Below are 17,623 nucleotides of genomic sequence, written 5' to 3'. Positions count from 1 at the left end.
TCACAGGATATTCTGACATAAAAATCCATTCATTTTTATATCTATTCCGTTTATTGTCTCAAAATAGGAATTTCCACATAACTATCATTATACCATTTGATCTCCAAAGGCTCTTTAGCATCAGCTATTGTTTCGAGGCTAACATCTTTTCCGGTTCCATAATTCATCTGTTCGAAAGGAGATGTATTGACCCCCAAAACAATAATCAGCTTACTGCCCTTTTCTATTTTTTTACTGACGAAATAGGTATTATTAACAGGAATCTCAGATATTTTGCCCGGAACAAGCAACTGTCTTTTCTCCTTATTTTTTGCATAACTTGCCCGCCCTAAGTAGCTAGAAAGCTGAATATATTCCCCTTTAGAAGTTAGCTCATAGAGGATTATTTTAACATCAATATCTTTTTTATTGATGGTAACTTTCAGATTTCCGGTGAAACTGCCATTGATCTCCACAGGATCCTGCAATGCATCACTTTCAAAAACAAGTTTATCTTTTAAAACAGCGGGATCAATTGCCATATCCATTATTTTATACCTGTCGAAATTTTGTAACGTATCTTTCCTATTTGTGAAACTGATCGTCTGTAAGGTATTATCTAAAGCCGGTTTTACTTCCTGCAGTTTTGATCTGCTGAGAAACAGTTTTAATTTTTTATTACTTATTTCATCAATATTTGCAGCGCTTTTCCATTGATTGGTTCCCATCACCTGGTAATTTACTTTTCCTTTTAAGAACCCCGGCTTTTTCTTTCCTTTCAAAATATAATCAAACCATTCATAGGATAAGGTATTGTGATCAATATTGGCAGCCGGATCTATGGTATATCCTCTCAGGTTATTTTTAATAGCCCCCTGCGCTCCGTAATGATCGTAAGGACCAATAACTAAATAATGATCAGCATTTTTGTTATACTTATAATGTTCATTGTAGTAATAAAAGGCACCTCTCTGGTCATCATCATAATATCCGGTAAATGTCAAAACCGGAATATTGACTTTTGCAAAGTCTCTTTTATAAGGTATTTTAGAAGTCCAGAATGTATCAAACGATGGATGCTGCACCCACTTCTGAAAAAAAACGTTCTTATTTCCATTAAGACTATCCAGATCTTTAAATGCCGTACCATTTGTATACATCTTGTTAACAAGGCTCTGCCATTTTAATGTATCAGAATCATCATAATCTACATAACGGCTTCTGGAAACATACTCCAGCCATCTGATCATATAAGTATTAAAGACATTATTTTCCATCGGAAAATCTATTCCAAAACCTACGGATGCTGACGGAACAATTGTTTTCAGGGCTGGATGCATGTTTTTAACAGCAGCCCATTGACTGAATCCGTTATAGCTTCCTCCGGCCATTCCTACTTTTCCGTCACTCCATGATTGTTTAATAATCCAGTCTATGACTTCATTAACATCTTCCGTTTCAAATTCAAATGGTGCAAGATTGTCTTTACTTAAGTACACTCCCCTGCTGGTAGCATATACAATAACGTAGCCTTTCATGGCATTTAACTTTTCAGCGTAATCAATTTTTCTTCCTCTGTAAATACCAAAATTCAATATGGTAGGAACCTTGGCCTCAGATCCTTTATACCTGATCATCTGTAAAGAAATCTCATTCCCTTTATTGCTTTTAATGACAATACTATCTTTAATTTCAAACTGCTGCTGTTCTGCTTTTTTGATGAAAGGAAGCACAACAGGATTTGTTTCTTTTACGACAAGGTACGAAGTATACAGCCTGCACAGTTTTACGGCATCAGCCAGAGAAATGCTGTCATTCTTTATGCTTTTTTTCAGGGCATTTATTACTTTGTCTTTTAGATCCTTTTCTGTAGACCTGAAGAAACTGCTAACATACATTTTCGTTTTCTCTGGCAGGGCATCAATTTTTTGTTCAAAAACTTTTCTGTATTTTTCATTATAAGGAGTTGGCCCCGGGACTGATTTTGACAATGCATACAGTTCAAATGAAAGTCCGATAATTTCTCTGTAGTCAAGATTGGCATAATCCGGATTATTTTTAATTTCATTTAAATAATAAATCCCTTTCTGATAATCTCCATCAAGGATATGCAGCCGGAATATGTTGTCGTTAAATATAGCTTTGTCTTTGTCCTTATAATCTCTTAAAACTTCTTTATTAAGTTTTTTGATCTCGTTATAAAAAAAACTTCCCTCTATATTTGGATTAGATTTAAAATAATACTGCTGAGAATGAAAACTCATTGAAAACAATACCAGACTCAACAACACTATCTTTGTTAAAAAAAGCTCTTTAGCCATGCGACTTCCCATACTGTGCACTTTAGATTATTATATATTTTAGTAGGCAAAACAAATACTTTTATACGATTTAAAGAAAACAGGTCTACCAAAATTGATCAATATCGTACACATTTTTCTGTAGACTACTTAATTTACTCTCTGTTTCTGTAATAGTTTTATATAATAGGAAGGCAGTGTTCCTGTAATTTTTCTAAATGCATTGGAAAACGATTCCGAATTATTATAACCTATACTATCAGCTATAGCTGCAATGGTATATTTTCGTATTTTCTCGTTATGATTGAGCTCTTCTACAATATAATTAATTCTCAATTCATTCAGATATTGTGAAAAGTTCTTTGCCTTAAGCTCATTCACTGACTTTGACAGATAATCTCTGTTTGAATTAAAATCTTTAGCCAAACTGTCTACCGTTATATTCTTACGTAAAAAATCTTTATTTAGTTCAAATGCCTCCAGTTTCACTTTTATATCCTGCAGCTGTTTGTCCGGGAGAATATTTTTAGCCTTTTGCTCTTTTGTTTTCTCTGCGATCGGATCAATCTTTACAGCAGAAGCTTCCATTAATCTTGATTTTTCTAAAAGGTGGTCCGCCTGTTTTTTATAGTGTTTTGCATTTCGTCTGTTCCGGATAAGTAAAAAGAATAAAGCACCTAATACTAAAACACCACCACACAAAACAAAATAAAGGGTAGAGTTTTTATTGTTCAATTCATCAATAAGTCTTTCTTTTTCTTCCAGCAGAGCCGGTGTGTCATATTTTTTATAAATCTCTTTGGACAAATACTGCTTACTACTAGTAAGAAAGCTATCCGTCGCCACCAGTTTATTAATGAATTTCAGCTGATTTTCCTTATCTCCTTTTTTCTTGTAATAATCAATTAAAAACTCATATCCGTTTCTCATAAACGGATCAAACTTTTTAGACACTGAAAAGATAGAATCTGATTTTGTGAAATAACGCACTGCTTCAGTTTCCTTGTGAAGATCACCATTGATTTTACCTAGAAAATAATAAGTAATCCCAAGGTTCCAGTCATCATTGTTTTTTTTGAATTTTTGCTCAGCCAACAAATGATTATTATAAGATTCCTTATAGTTTTTCAAGTAATAATTAGCTATTCCTAAGGAAGAGATCAGATAAGGATGATGGGTATAGTCATTAAATTTTTTACATTCTTCAATTCCCAAATGGATGTAAGGCAAGGCATTATTATATTGCTTGTTTTTATTATAGCTGTTTGCTACAGAAAAAATAGATCCGATATAGCTTTTTACATCTCTCTTATCAGTATGCATTTTTTCCTTCTCATACTGGTAATATTCCAGAAACAGAGGAAGAGCTTCTTGATCTTCACCCGTTGCCGATTTTAAAATACCAACCAGTTTTTTCACATAAAAAAACTGATCCGGGTTCTTTTTACCAGCTAATTTTTTTGCCTGAACATATTGATCTAAGGCCTCCCCGTATCTGGATTCATAATTGAACAGGATACCTTTAATAATATGAGCCTTCGCAGGGTAATCCCTGGTATTCACATACTGGGTAATCCTGATAAGTGTATCCGCGTAAGGATGTCCGTTTTCCGATTTTAAACCTTTACTGTGAGCCAGTTTGTAATAGCCGTCATAGATCAGATCATTATTTTTCTGCTTTTTACCTTTACTTAAAATAACATTGGCATAGAATTCTGCTTTATTATTATCGATACGAAAGGTCCTATCATAAGCCTTCTGTAATTGGTCAGCATTTTTATTTTGTAATGAATCCGGTATATGAAATCCACTAATGCTTTGAGAAAAGCAGAAATTCTCAGCAAACATCAATAGAAACATAAAAAAAGCCTTGCGCATATATTCTTTTAAAGGCACAATATTACACTTTTTTAGTTTTTAATACATTTTCATGACAGAAAATATAAAGTATTAAAAATCAAAATATTAATTTAATACTTTATTAAAAACCGCTAATAAACATCCCAAAATTTATCAATTCCGACATCCCTTTCTTGCATTCCCAGCGTTATGAATGCATCTTTGCCTCAGGTAAAAACACGAAATACTTTGTTTTAAAAAGATCCTTTACTTCCCACAGGCAACATTTAATGTACACTTAACCATGAAAACTTTAGAATACCTGCCTGTGGGAAATGGATCTTACCTTCGTAAAATGATACCGTTTAAAATACTAAAAACATCAATTACACAAAGAAATAATACAAAAGCCATATTACAAAATCTGCTTTCCATTTCCGGATTCAAGAAAATAAAATACTGAAGATCAAATAAAATCTACCAACATCCGTTTATATCTCACTAATAAAGGAGATTTTTTTTTGTATATTTAAAACATCTGTGTATTTTAGATAAAAATATTAATATGATTTTTGACAAACTAATTAACCATCTAAAACTCGATAAACAGGAATTTATTTTCCAGTTCAATTCCCATCCCAATTATCCATCTGCACTGGCATTTAGTGATACACTCAACTTTATGGGAGTAAAAAATGACGCTTACGAACTTGACAAAGAATATTGGGATGAACTTCCGGAAGAATTTATTGCGATTGTTGAGAATTCATTTTCCCTGGTAAAAAAGGCAGGAAGCAATTATTCTGTATATTCAGAAAAAGCAAAAACCTTCGGTAAAGAAGAACTTTATAATAAATCAACAGATTTTGTACTGTTGTTTGAGAAAACAGAAAATGCAGAAAGTAAACTGGCTTTCAATTTCAAACCGGTTCTTTATATTATTTTTGCAACTGTTCTTGCCTATTCTTTTATTAGCCAAACCATTTACGAAGCTCTATTTAATGTACTTTCCTTAGCAGGAGTTTATATTTCCCTGGAAATTTTCAATCAGAAATTCGGGAATACCTCTACTGTCATCGGAAGTATATGTGGAGGCGGAGGTGCTGCAGCAAGTCAGACAGCCAACTCGTGTGATAAGATCATCAAACAGGATAAAACCAGTATTCTGGGCTTAAAATTTGCAGATTTTTCTCTGATTTATTTTGCAGGACTTACCGTACTAGGTCTGTTCTTACCGGCAACAGCGTATATCGTAAAAGGTTTCACATTCGTTTCTGTAATTGCCATCGGATATTCTTTATACATCCAGGCATTTGTAGAAAAAACATTTTGTAGAGTATGTCTTTTGATTATTTCAATTCTGGTTGGACAAATTGTAATCAGCAGTTTATTTTTTGAGAATCTGTCTTTCAGTGTGGGAGCTCTTTTATTGACTGTTATTCTTTGGGCTCTTGTATTTTCTGCAGTTATCTATTTCAACACTCTTCTTGAACAAAAAGAAGCTCTTCAAAAATCGAATGCAAAAAATCTCAGATTCAAGAGAAACTATGAACTTTTCAAAAACCAGATGGAGCAAAATCCAAAAATAGAATTCCAGGATACTGAAACTTTTGCAGTTGGAAAAAAAGATGCCAAGCTTCGTATTTCTATCGTTTCCAACCCATATTGTGGTTTCTGTAAAGATGCACATAAGCTTGTGGAAGGACTTTTGGAAAAATATCCGGAGAATATTTCACTACAGATGAGATTCAATTACAGCCCAGACAGAGCTCCAGAAAAATACACTCAGCTTATTTCAGATTTAACTCATATCTATCATAATAAGCCCGAAAAAGAATTTCTACATGCTGTAGAAGAATGGTTTGAAACTAAGGATGAAAGCAAAATCAATGTGCTCTCCGGAGGAAAGGTAACATCAGAAAATCTGAATCCATTAGTAGAAATGTCCATAGAAAACAGTAACGCAGGATTAAGCTTCACTCCTATCTTTATCATCAATGGATATCAGTTTCCAGACAAGTATGATCGTGAAGATATTTTATTCTTTATTGATGAATTAATAGAGGATGATGAGATCTAGTAAATAAATCTCATTCATTTAAAAATTTCACTATCTTAGGAAAAACAAAATAACCATCTGAAAAGATGTAAAAGAGTAGAAAAACGGTGATCAATGGGACTATTTCCAGTTTACCATTTCATTGAATTATAATTGAATTAAAGCAAAAATGTCGTCATTTATTGACGGCATTTTATAATGAGTAGTAGTTTTGAAAAAAAAGTTTCCTTTTTATAAGCAACCAGATACCAAAGATTGTGGCCCTACATGCCTGAGAATCGTCAGTAAGTATTATGGTAAAAGTATATCTCTGCAGCAGATTCGTAACCTTTCCGAAACAACACGGGAAGGAAGCAGCCTTCTTGGGCTGAGCGATGCCGCAGAAAATCTTGGATTCCGGTCAATGGGTGTCCAGATCGATTTCAATACCCTAACAGAAGAAGTACCTTTTCCATGTGTAGCACACTGGAATAAAAACCATTTTGTTGTTGTATATAAAATCGACAAAAATAACAAAGTATATATTTCAGATCCAAGCTATGGATTGATTACTTATACCAGAGAAGAATTCATCAAGTCCTGGATTGGAGAAAATGCCAATGAAAATACAGAAGAAGGAATTGTACTGATTCTTGAAACTACTCCTGCATTCTTTCAGACAGAGTTTGATGCTGAAGAGAGTAAGGCAAGCTTTACATTCTTGTCCAAATATCTTTTTAAGTATAAAACACTTGTTATACAATTGGCTATTGGACTTTTAGGTGGAAGTTTACTTTCCCTTATATTCCCGTTTCTTACCCAAAGTATTGTAGACGTCGGGATCCAGAATCAGGATATTAATTTTATCTATGTAGTTCTACTTGCCCAAATTATGCTATTCCTGGGAAGAATGGGAATTGAGACAATCCGAAGCTGGATTCTTCTTCACCTCTCGGCAAGGATTAATATTTCGATCATTTCCGATTTCTTTATCAAATTAATGAAACTTCCGATAAGTTTCTTTGATACCAGAATGACAGGAGATATCATGCAGAGAATTAATGACCATCACAGAATTGAGCAGCTTCTTACAAGCTCTTCGCTGAATACATTATTCTCATTGGTCAACCTTATTATTTTTAGTATTGTATTATTATTTTACGATTACAGACTTTTCATCGTTTATCTTGTAGGGGCCGTATTATATATTGGCTGGATCAGTTTTTTCCTCAAAAAGAGAAAAGAGCTTGATTATAAAAGATTCTCTCAGGTATCTCAGGAACAAAGTAAAGTAATTGAGCTTATCAACGGTATGCAGGAAATCAAAATGCATAATGCAGAGAAGCAAAAAAGATGGGACTGGGAATTTCTTCAGGTAAAACTATTTAAGATCCGAATAAAATCTCTTTCATTAGAACAATGGCAGTCTGTTGGAGGAAACTTTATCAATCAGATGAAAGATATCCTGGTGAGTTTCCTTTCTGCTAAACTCGTTTTAAGTGGAAATCTTACTTTGGGGATGATGCTTTCTGTTCAGTACATTATTGGACAGTTAAACAGCCCGCTTCTTCAGCTTATCGACTTTATTAAACAAACTCAGGATGCTAAAATTTCCCTTGAAAGATTAGGAGAAATCCATGATAAAGATGATGAAGAAGATAAAAATGAGCAGTACGTCACAGATGTTCCGAAGCAAGATATCGAAATAAAAGATATGTCATTCAGGTATATTGGCTCTGACGTTCCGGTTTTTGAAAACTTAAGCCTTACGATTCCTTATCAACAGACCACAGCTATTGTGGGAGCCAGCGGAAGTGGAAAAACTACTTTATTGAAACTGTTGATGAAATTTTATGATCCGGACCAGGGTGAAATCAGAATCGGAAATACCAATATGAAAAATATTTCCCCAAGATACTGGAGAGATCATTGTGGAGTTGTAATGCAGGAAGGATATGTATTCAATGATACTATCGCCAATAATATTGCTGTAGGTGAAGATCATATAGATAAACAAAAACTTAGACGTGCCGTAGAGATAGCCAATATTAAAGATTTTATTGAAAGCCTTCCATTAAGTTATAATACAAAGATCGGAAATGAAGGAGTTGGTGTCAGTGGTGGTCAGAAGCAGAGACTTTTCATTGCAAGAGCTGTATACAAATCTCCAGAATATATTTTATTTGATGAAGCTACCTCTGCATTAGATGCTAATAATGAGAAAGTGATTATGGAAAATCTTGAGCAGTTCTTTAAGGGCAAAACAGCAGTGGTGATTGCCCACAGACTTTCAACGGTAAGACATGCTGATAAAATCATTGTACTGGATCAAGGAAAAGTAGTTGAAGAAGGAAGCCATGCCGATCTGGTAGATTTAAGGGGAGAATATTACAGACTTGTAAGAAATCAGCTTGAATTAGGCAGCTAATGGTATCTAGTAGAATTCGAAAAGCTTATTAGAGACTAATATTAAGAATGAAAAATTTTAAATACCCTCCTGATGCAAATACTTCAGCACCGGAATAGGTATGATGGAAACTACTCATTTATTTAAATTATATTCCCCTGAAATATTGGGGGAAATTTCACCTCAAAACAATGAAAGAAGACGTTTTAGACAATATTGAACTCCGTTCCGAGAGTGTACAGGATATTCTTACCCAGCCACCACATTGGATGATCCGCTGGGGAAATACAGTGATATTTATTATCCTCCTGTTAATTCTCTTAATGAGCTACATTATAAAATACCCGGAATTTGTACCGGCTCCTATTATTGTAACTTCCCAGAATCCTCCTGAGAAAATAGAAGCACGAACCAGTTCCAAAATTGAGAAAATATTCATAAAAGATCATCAGGAAGTTAAAAAGAATGATGTTCTTATGGTGATGCAGTCTGCAGCTAACTACAAAGACATTTTAGAGCTTAAAAAACTGGTAGACTCTATCACACCTGATAAATTATATACCTTCCCTATCGCCCAGGCTTCAAGATTTAAGCTGGGTGAATTGCAGGGAGAATATAACAGTTTCGCAAAAGCATTTCAGGATGAAGCTCTTTTTACAAGGCTACAGCCTTATGCACCAGAAAACCTGGCCGCCAATCAAAGCATTTCAGAATACAAAATAAGAATTGCTACCTTGAAACAGCAGAAGAACCTGGAATCTATAAAATATGATCTGACAAAGAAAAACTTCAACAGATCTCAGGAGCTATTCAACCAAGGGGTTATTTCAGCCATGGAACTTGAAAATGAAAAAATCAAATATCTTCAGGCTCAGCAAAACCTTGAGAATATTAAAATCTCCATATCCCAAATGGATGAAGGAATTTCCAATCTGAATAAGACCAAAAGCGGAACTGCCATTAATACAGAAAAAGACAGAATTACATACTCTTCACAAACTCTGCAGCTTCTTGAACAGCTGAGAAAATCTTTAAAACAGTGGGAACTGAATTATCTTGTGATTTCATCCACTGATGGGGTTGCCAGTTTCCAACAGTTCTTTGGAGAGAATCAGTTTGTAAAGGTAGGAGAACCCATCCTTTCTATTCTTCCTAAAAATAAAGAGCAGTTAGTGGGCAGAATGTCAGTCCCTACCACAAATTCAGGAAAAATAACTCCTGGTGAGAAAGTACTTATTAAACTGGACAATTACCGATTCCAGGAATACGGTATCATCGAAGGAAAGGTACAGAATATATCACTTATTCCTGATGACAAAGGAAATTATTATGTAGATGTAATTTTACCGAAAGGATTAAAAACCAGCTACAACAAAACACTTACATTCGATAAAGAGCTTAGAGGCAGTGCAGAAATTGTAACACAGGATCTGCGACTGATTGAAAGATTCTTCTATCAAATCAGAAAGTTACTTGGATATCAGGTTTAATGAACCTTTTACTAAAAAATTAACCCCGTTTTTCAAATTGTAAAACGGGGTTTTATTATGTATTTTTAAATTTCCCAGTCGACTGATAATGTTTTGCAGAAGCTCAATCAATCTCATTCATTTAAACAGCCTATTATAGCCACAATCTATCTAGGCAAAGGGGTTTTGTCGCAAAAAAATAATCATTCAAAAAAAGACAAGAAAATAACGAATACAGGGAATATCATAATGTTACTTGATTATGAAAATTAGCCGAACATTATAATGAAGCTGAAAAAGTATAATTATTCCCTTAATATTCCATCAAAAGAATGAAACCGTGAAAAAATAAAATTCATGTGAAAGAATTATAAGATAAAAGAATAATTCTTTTAAAAGTAAAAACCGCAATCGTAATTCAATGATTGCGGTTTATTGTAGCGAAGACGGGAGTATCTTTATATCACAATAAAACACAGTAAATAATTAAAAAACAGATTATTAGCGGTTTATGAAATTTTATAACCAATCAAAAACCAATAGATATGTTTAGATAATCCCTGTTTTAGTCCCTGATTTTTTAAGTAGGGACTAATTTTGATTATTTGTAAAGTCAAAAATCAAATGCTTAAGAATTCCAATTTTGGAATGATTGGATTCATAATAGGATTTTATAAGATTGTGAGATTCAAGGTTTAGCACTTCAGAGTTTCTTTTATCTTTTATTAAAAGAGAGTTAATCCCGTTTTTAGTTTCGTCAGCATTACCTTCAAGTAAATACCCTAACATACAACCCATTGGATATTTTTCAGAAAGATACCTTTGCATTCCTTCCTTGATATAAGATCTTTTCAGTTTGGAGTCTTTTTCTTTTAGTCTTTTAGCTTCCATGTAGTAATGAAACCTTTGCTCTTTCCATATTTTAAAGTAAACGAAATCAATTCTCGGTAATTTATCTGCAAAACCTTTTGTCTGATTTTCTGCATTAGAAAACAGCTTATTTTCAGTTTTACAAGTAATGCCTTTATCTATAGAAAATTGACTTTCATTGACATAATAACATAATAATTCTGAAAAATCATTTTCAAGCCAATCGGTTTGATATTTCTTTTCTACAATGGCTAAATTGTATGCATTAACAACTAATTCTATACAATCATCCTCAAAAGCCCTTCTGTAAATCTCACTAAGCTTCATCGTGTACTCCGTTTAAAATTTCAAGAATTAATTCGGAGGCATCTTCAAAAGCCATTGATTGAGACCAAAATCTACGTTGATTAGGACGAATGATATAAATGTCATCCCCTCTTTTGTAATTGAGTTTTTTTCTGAAATATATGTTTTTCGCTTTCTGTTCCCACAAATATTGGTCAAGTCTCATTAATTCATCACCAATGTTTTCATTAGAGATAGAAATTTCTTTTTTAGTTTTCTCGTGGGATATTTTTATCATCATCAAAGGCGATGATTTTAAACCTTTTAGATTGTAAACAGTTGCATTTGCAAATACATTTTGTCCTTCAAGAAATTCATTGAGTTCTGAAGATATTATTTGAGCGTATTCTTCAGGTTGTTTTTCGGTCGCAGGTAAAATTGCTTTTGACTTTTCCTGATTATGAAATAAATCTAAGTTATACAATATTGCATCTGATACTAATACTTTTTCATATTCTTCAAAGTTGAAACCATTAAGAATTGTAGAATCAATATTTTCATTAATGAAATTTTTCAAATCCTGTTCTTCAAAATCATTATTTAAAAAAGATTTTGATTTCATTTTGATTAAAAGTTCTTTTGTAGCCTCTATAATCTTCAATCCTTGTTCATCATTTAACGAAAAAGGAATTGACAAATATTCATTCTTCATTATTTGCTCGCGTTCAATTCCATACGATGAAATTGTCATAAACAAATAATAAGTGCTAAATTTTGAATTGAAAAAACTCAATAACTTATAAAGCTCATCAATTTTACTTTCATTTGTGTAAAAGCCATAAACACCATCTCTAAACGAACATTGATTTTCAATAAATGAAGCACAAACACTATTGTTTTCAAGACCTTTCTTTAAAATAATGTGAGGATTAATATATGCGTCAATATCTCCCAATCTTCTAAAAGCAGTTAATTGTTCAATTTCTGTAATGTTATTTACGTTGTAAAATTCTTTATAAAAATTAATAGCTTTAGATGTTTTTATTGCATTTCTTACAGAATTTAGTTTTTCGTTTGGTGTAAAATATTTATTTACACACTCCGCATCCAAATAATCCAACGATGTAAGTGTTTCGGAATATTTAGGAGTGTCCTTTTTTTGTGTAAGCAATTGAAATCCAACTCCAGATTTAATATTATTGTCAACAATAAAATTCTCGACTGTTTGAAACTTTGAGTTATTCAATTTTTTTATTAAATTCCAATCATTCATTCCTCCCCACATTGCCACTTTCCAGATTTTGGTATCTGGCTTTTGGCATTCTTCTCTTGGAATATATTTAATATCAGTCGAATCTATTGACAATCCTTCAATAACATTAGACCTTACCCAAGTTTTTGGAGCATAGTAAACAATAGTATCATTTCGATTATCAGGCTGATGATTTTTGTAAAATACAATACTTATTGGACCTGTTGCATCTCCGAACAATTGTCCGCCGAAATTCTTTTTAGCTTTACGTAAGATTGAAAAGTTAAAAACTTTTTCTACATAGCATTGATTAAAAAGCCATTCTCTGAAATTCTTGTAAGTTCCTCTTGTATTGGTTAAGACCTTTGTGTTAAATATTAATGCAATTTCACCATGAGGAGCAAAGAAAGTTGCCTTATGTAAAAATGGCAATACCTTTTCTTTTGCAAAATTTTCTTTATTACAATAATTTCTAATCGTATCTAATAAGTTCTTATCGCCAAAAGGAGGATTTCCTACAACAAGCCGAAAGTTCTGCAATTCATCTATTGATGACAAGTCAGAAATAGTATCCCGACAAAAAAGGTTTCGACCTTTCTTCTGCTCATTCTTTTCCTTTGGGTCGTTTACTAAATAAGGTAAACGATAATTTTTATTTTGCCATAGATTTTTAGGGTCTAATTTATCAACCAAAGCCAAATACAAACTAAACGCAGCAACTTTTATTGCTTGTGGATGAATTTCAATTCCAAAAATATTTTCTTTTAATAGCTTAACTAAAGTGTCAAAGTCCGAAAGGTTATCAATGCTATGAGCATTTTCATAACGTTTAACCAATCGTTTGAAGCTCTCAACCAAGAAAATTCCAGAACCGCAACTTGGATCCAATGTTTTCACATTATATTCTGTTTCTCCATTATTTACTGGAAGTTTTTCATTTAAAATAAACTCAACTAATGATGGTGGTGTATAGTAAGTGCCAGAATTTTCTTTTAATGTAGGATCGGTTTCAGCTAAGAAATTTTCATAAATTTCACTTAGTAACTCAATTTGTATTATTTTGAAATTAAAAAGCCTAAATTGCCTCCAATCATCAAAGAACTGTGCGTTATAGTTTTTTTCGTTCCCACGAATGAAACAAGTTTTAATTATTTGAAGCTGTTCTCTTGAAATATTTTCGCCTTGTTCTAATGTAAATACATTACCATTGAAATGATTTTCAAGTCGTTTGAATAAATCATAAGTAGCTGTTACATCGTCTAAAATATCAAAGTATGATTCAGCATCTTTTTTGATTTGACTATAAAAATCCTTTTCAGCAGCACCTCTGTCTTCAAGATATAAAAGGAACAGTGACCGTAGAATAATTCTATGAATGAAATCTATTTCTAACCCTTGACTCCTTAAATATTCAGCCGTATTAACCAAACTGGTTACTAAATATTTATCAACTCTTTTTTGTAAATTTATTTTATCCCGAACAATTTTCGCGTCTTCTAAAGTCCAGATAATTCCTGTATCGATGGCAATTCTAGAAAATAGCTTATTGAGTTCTTGCAACTGTTGTTTGTCGGAATATTGATAGGAATTAATTTCAATTTCTTGTAACTCATTTTTGTAATCAAAATCATCTTTGGTTACTATAAGTGGTTTTTCAGAGCAATTGTAGATACGGATTTCCGTTTCCGAATATACATACAGAAACAATACTTTTTTGTAGTTCCAAATTTTACGTTGTGTTTCAGCAATGTCTTTTAAATATATTTCATCATTGAAATTTGCAACTTTTTTCAGAAAAACAGCAGGAAAACTATTATTGGTTTCTTCGTCTGTATTGAAATAAATTAAATCAACACCAAAATCTTTTTCTTTTACTTCATTTAGGATAACAGCTTCACTATCCGATAGTTTTTCACTATCGGATTGAATAGACTTTGCTCTACCTAAATCAAGAAATTCAAGAATATCAAGTGTTGCCATATTACTACATACAATTAGTACACAATCTTCAAAGATACTTTAAACTTATTAAAAAAAACTTTTCTTTCAAGGAATTTTTGTTCATTCACTTATTAGGCGAGAAAGATTTTCGTTAAAAAGAATCAAACTTCTCCATAGCTGTTGCTTTTATTTCATCAGCAATATCAATATATGGCTTCATTGCCTTATAATCACTATGTCCTGTCCATTTCATAACCACTTGAGGTGGAATTCCCAAAGACAAAGCATTGCAAACAAAGGTTCTCCTACCTGCATGAGTACTCATAAGTGAATATTTTGGTAAAACTTCTTCAATCCTTTCATTACCTTTAAAATAAGTTTGGGTAACTAGTTCATCTATCTCAGCTAATTCAGCTAGTTCTTTTAAATAATCGTTCATTTTTTGATTACTGATTACAGGCAAAGCTTTATTATGCTCAAATTCTACATCGATATATTTGTTTAGAAGTTTTCGGCTATAACTATTCAATTCTATTATCAAATTATCTGCTGTTTTGAGTGTTGTTATCTCTAAGTAACCGTCCTTTACATCAGATCTTTTCAAATTAAACACATCCGAATATCTCAATCCCGTAAAGCATTGAAATAAAAAAACATCTCTTATTTTTTCAAGATAGCTTTTATCCGTAGGTATTTCATATTCAGTAAATCTCTTTAACTCAGACTTGTTCAAAAAAATGATTTTCTTTTGAACATTTTTAATTTTTGGTTTAAACTTTTCAAACTCTCCACTTTTTGTATAACCTTTCTTCATAGCCCATTTCAAAAACCACTTCAATGCAGCAAGCTCTTTTGAAATTGTTGAATTCTTGTGATTCTTCCCTTCTAAATATCGCTGATAATTTGAAAGATATTGCTCATTAAATTTCTCAAACGAAATATCATGGTCAAATTCTTCCAATACTTTTTTCTGCGTTTTCATTTTTTGAAGAGTCCTGAAATTCCATTGACTGTTAATTGATTCTTCATTAACAAACATATCATATATCACAAAAAAATTCTTTTCAGATTTCAGTTCTTCCTTAGGCGTTCTTCCAATCTCAACATTAAACCATTCCCTAAACTGGTCTTGGTTAGGTATCAAATCATCAATTTCATATTTCTGAAAAGTTTTCTCACAAGCGGATTCAAATAACTGTATCTTTCTATTTATAACACTTGCCGAGACTTTTTTGTTTCCATGAGTTGTATTTGCTTTACAGCGTTGTGTTTCTGTGCTCCATTTTTGTACTTCTACCCTATATCCCAAATTGAAAGCCACAATGTTGCCATCCCACTTAATGCGATATCGCAGTTTTGCAGTAGGGTTGTCTTTTTCCCTATCAAGAAGAAATTGAGCGTGATATTTTATATTCATATTAGAAAAAATTGATTATCTACTTTCAATAGAACCCAATTTAAAGTCCCGTATTGACACTCCTTCTGCTTTTATCAAGTCATCTAAGGAGTATTTTAAAGTTTTTATAAGTTGGTTATCGGCATAAATATTTATTGTTTTGGACAATGTTGAAGAAGTTGTTTGTTCTGAACCGCCTTTATGGGTATAGATTTTTAAAGAGAAATATAAAACAGGCTCGCTGGTTTCAATAAATTCAATGGGCTTTAATGAATTTTCTGATAATCCTGCTTCATTTCTATAATTTGTAAACTCTTGGGAAATCTTCATTAACTCATTGAAAGATTTATAATTAAAGCCTCCCGCTTCATCTTTCCAATTATTCTTTCCCATTGTATTTGTAACAACTGAAATTTCCGTAATACTTTTACTAACAATCTGTTCTAAATTTCCATTATTCACTTTTACAATACGAAGCCACATGTTTTGATTGTATTTCTCAAAGTCCCCCGCATTTACTATCTCAATTTTCAACTTTCTTTGAGTTTTTATCAAATCTGCTTTTTCATCTTCTATTTTCTTATTTTCTTTTTCCTGATATTTTGTAAAAACCTTTTGTGCGATTTCTCCATCTCTACTTTTCCAATTATTAAAAGCATTTTTCTTCTGCTGAGCAATCACGATTCCCCCAAATAAAATAGCACTAATTATTAAAATCCTCTTCATAGTTATTTTTTTAAAATTTCAAGAAGTATAGTAACCTGTCTCATGCTGTCCGATAGTTGCTCTTGACTGGTTTTCAATCTTTCTGTTAGTTCTTTTTGTATTTCTTGATAGCCTTTTTGAAGTTCTATCATATTAGAAAACTCGCTATGCGAAATAGTAACATTTCCACTAATATTTCCATTAATGTTGCTGTTTACATTATTTCCTGAGCCATTATTATTAATGTTTTGGTTGTTTGTTTTTAGCATTTCACCAGATTCCGAAATAAACCACTCCGGATTCAAATCGGGATAAGTGTATAGTATTTTTTCAATAGTATCTGAGTTGAGTCCCGAGTTGTTTTTTATAGCTCTGCCAATTAAACCAACAGACAAACCAGCTTCAACAGTGATTTTATTGGGGTTTAACCCTTTGTAGGTCATGTAATTTTGCAATCTTTCAGTTATAGTCATCTTTAAAATTTTTTTGTTTTTGAGATTAAAATATAGATATATTTCAATATTTATTCTATATTTGCAATACAAATATAGTTAAATATATACAAATAAGTATTTTTTTAGAATAAATTACAATAAAAATTTCAAAATGGAAGATTATAATAGACCAATTTGGCAATTGACCATAGGAGAATTTGTGGAAATTTTAGATGCCAGAAAACAAGAATCATCAGAACCCCCCCCACAAGAAAAGGTATTTAATGAAAAGTATGTTTACGGTCTTTCTGGATTAGCAAGAATATTGGGATGCTCTAAAAATCATGCAGGAAAATTGAAAAGTAAGGGAATTTTTGATGAAGCCATCATTCAAAATGGGAGAAAAATTATCATTGATTCGGAAAAAGCATTAGAACTTTTTAAAGATAACAGCTGATGGAAAACATAACCCCACAAACACCTCTTTGCAATCTGACCGTAAAAGAATTTTTAGAGATATCTAAAAATTTAAATTCTGAAAATATGTATGAATACGGTTTAAAAGGTTTGGCAAAAATTCTGGGCTGTTCCATTTCAAAAGCATCCAAGATTAAATCTTCAGGAATTTTGGATGAAGCCATCATTCAGAAAGGAAACATCATCATCATCGACAAGAAAAAGGCTATAGAACTTTTTGCAAGCAGTTAG

12 protein-coding genes are annotated in these 17,623 nt (G+C 32.3%); 5 read left to right on the top strand and 7 right to left on the bottom strand.

The features are described from left to right. Positions 1-50 precede the first annotated feature (50 nt). Positions 51-2,243, bottom strand: a complete 2,193-nt coding sequence (locus PZ898_RS18750) for a CocE/NonD family hydrolase (RefSeq protein ID WP_277693950.1) — start codon at positions 2,241-2,243, stop codon at positions 51-53. Positions 2,244-2,429: 186 nt separating this feature from the next. Next, positions 2,430-4,157 (bottom strand): response regulator transcription factor, encoded by a 1,728-nt coding sequence (locus PZ898_RS18745; protein WP_277693949.1) that lies wholly within the window; start codon positions 4,155-4,157, stop codon positions 2,430-2,432. A gap of 526 nt (positions 4,158-4,683) precedes the next feature. Between PZ898_RS18745 and PZ898_RS18740 the strand changes: the two genes are divergently transcribed. From PZ898_RS18740 to PZ898_RS18730, 3 genes are all read left to right on the top strand, one after another. Continuing rightward, positions 4,684-6,198: a thioredoxin domain-containing protein gene (locus tag PZ898_RS18740; RefSeq protein ID WP_123279551.1), complete on the top strand. Its 1,515-nt coding sequence runs from the start codon at positions 4,684-4,686 to the stop codon at positions 6,196-6,198. Positions 6,199-6,388: 190 nt separating this feature from the next. Next, positions 6,389-8,584, top strand: a complete 2,196-nt coding sequence (locus PZ898_RS18735; RefSeq protein WP_277693948.1) for a peptidase domain-containing ABC transporter — start codon at positions 6,389-6,391, stop codon at positions 8,582-8,584. Between the two features lie 170 nt (positions 8,585-8,754). Further along, on the top strand, positions 8,755-10,053 hold the full coding sequence (locus PZ898_RS18730; RefSeq protein WP_120233592.1) for an HlyD family efflux transporter periplasmic adaptor subunit: 1,299 nt from the start codon (positions 8,755-8,757) through the stop codon (positions 10,051-10,053). A 570-nt stretch (positions 10,054-10,623) separates the two neighbouring features. On the opposite strand, the gene PZ898_RS18725 is transcribed toward PZ898_RS18730, so the two are convergent. From PZ898_RS18725 to PZ898_RS18705, 5 genes are all read right to left on the bottom strand, one after another. Continuing rightward, positions 10,624-11,229, bottom strand: a complete 606-nt coding sequence (locus PZ898_RS18725; protein ID WP_185226546.1) for a hypothetical protein — start codon at positions 11,227-11,229, stop codon at positions 10,624-10,626. Then, on the bottom strand, positions 11,219-14,419 hold the full coding sequence (locus PZ898_RS18720; protein ID WP_185226547.1) for an N-6 DNA methylase: 3,201 nt from the start codon (positions 14,417-14,419) through the stop codon (positions 11,219-11,221). Before PZ898_RS18720 ends, PZ898_RS18725 begins: the two co-directional genes overlap by 11 nt. A 112-nt stretch (positions 14,420-14,531) precedes the next feature. After that, the gene (locus PZ898_RS18715; protein WP_185226548.1) at positions 14,532-15,797 is read right to left on the bottom strand and encodes a site-specific integrase; all 1,266 of its coding nucleotides are present in this window, start codon (positions 15,795-15,797) and stop codon (positions 14,532-14,534) included. A 15-nt stretch (positions 15,798-15,812) separates the two neighbouring features. After that, complete coding sequence (locus PZ898_RS18710) at positions 15,813-16,502, bottom strand: hypothetical protein (RefSeq protein ID WP_185226549.1); 690 nt, start codon at positions 16,500-16,502, stop codon at positions 15,813-15,815. A 2-nt stretch (positions 16,503-16,504) separates the two neighbouring features. Then, positions 16,505-16,954 carry a hypothetical protein gene (locus PZ898_RS18705; RefSeq protein ID WP_088264813.1) on the bottom strand — a complete coding sequence of 150 codons (450 nt, stop codon included), beginning with the start codon at positions 16,952-16,954 and terminating at the stop codon, positions 16,505-16,507. A 133-nt stretch (positions 16,955-17,087) separates the two neighbouring features. On the opposite strand from PZ898_RS18705, the gene PZ898_RS18700 reads away from it, so the two are divergent. Both PZ898_RS18700 and PZ898_RS18695 read left to right on the top strand, forming a co-directional pair. After that, positions 17,088-17,372, top strand: a complete 285-nt coding sequence (locus PZ898_RS18700) for a DUF3853 family protein (RefSeq protein WP_185284395.1) — start codon at positions 17,088-17,090, stop codon at positions 17,370-17,372. Continuing rightward, entirely contained in the window at positions 17,372-17,623 is a 252-nt protein-coding gene (locus PZ898_RS18695) for a DUF3853 family protein (RefSeq protein WP_024564041.1), read from the top strand. Before PZ898_RS18700 ends, PZ898_RS18695 begins: the two co-directional genes overlap by 1 nt.

It is taken from the genome of Chryseobacterium sp. WX (assembly GCF_029542485.1).
In the GTDB taxonomy this organism is placed as follows: Bacteria; Bacteroidota; Bacteroidia; order Flavobacteriales; family Weeksellaceae; genus Chryseobacterium; species Chryseobacterium cucumeris.
The sequence above is the reverse complement of the archived record's forward strand: the minus strand, read 5'-3'. Positions and strand labels throughout refer to the sequence as shown.

Bases quoted from the DNA above. Each gene is read 5' to 3' on its own strand.
- PZ898_RS18750 (WP_277693950.1), bottom strand. From the start codon at position 2,243: ATGAGTTTTCATTCTCAGCAGTATTATTTTAAATCTAATCCAAATATA.
- PZ898_RS18745 (WP_277693949.1), bottom strand. From the start codon at position 4,157: ATGCGCAAGGCTTTTTTTATGTTTCTATTGATGTTTGCTGAGAATTTC.
- PZ898_RS18740 (WP_123279551.1), top strand. From the start codon at position 4,684: ATGATTTTTGACAAACTAATTAACCATCTAAAACTCGATAAACAGGAA.
- PZ898_RS18730 (WP_120233592.1), top strand. From the start codon at position 8,755: ATGAAAGAAGACGTTTTAGACAATATTGAACTCCGTTCCGAGAGTGTA.
- PZ898_RS18725 (WP_185226546.1), bottom strand. From the start codon at position 11,229: ATGAAGCTTAGTGAGATTTACAGAAGGGCTTTTGAGGATGATTGTATA.
- PZ898_RS18720 (WP_185226547.1), bottom strand. From the start codon at position 14,419: ATGGCAACACTTGATATTCTTGAATTTCTTGATTTAGGTAGAGCAAAG.
- PZ898_RS18715 (WP_185226548.1), bottom strand. From the start codon at position 15,797: ATGAATATAAAATATCACGCTCAATTTCTTCTTGATAGGGAAAAAGAC.
- PZ898_RS18710 (WP_185226549.1), bottom strand. From the start codon at position 16,502: ATGAAGAGGATTTTAATAATTAGTGCTATTTTATTTGGGGGAATCGTG.
- PZ898_RS18705 (WP_088264813.1), bottom strand. From the start codon at position 16,954: ATGACTATAACTGAAAGATTGCAAAATTACATGACCTACAAAGGGTTA.
- PZ898_RS18700 (WP_185284395.1), top strand. From the start codon at position 17,088: ATGGAAGATTATAATAGACCAATTTGGCAATTGACCATAGGAGAATTT.
- PZ898_RS18695 (WP_024564041.1), top strand. From the start codon at position 17,372: ATGGAAAACATAACCCCACAAACACCTCTTTGCAATCTGACCGTAAAA.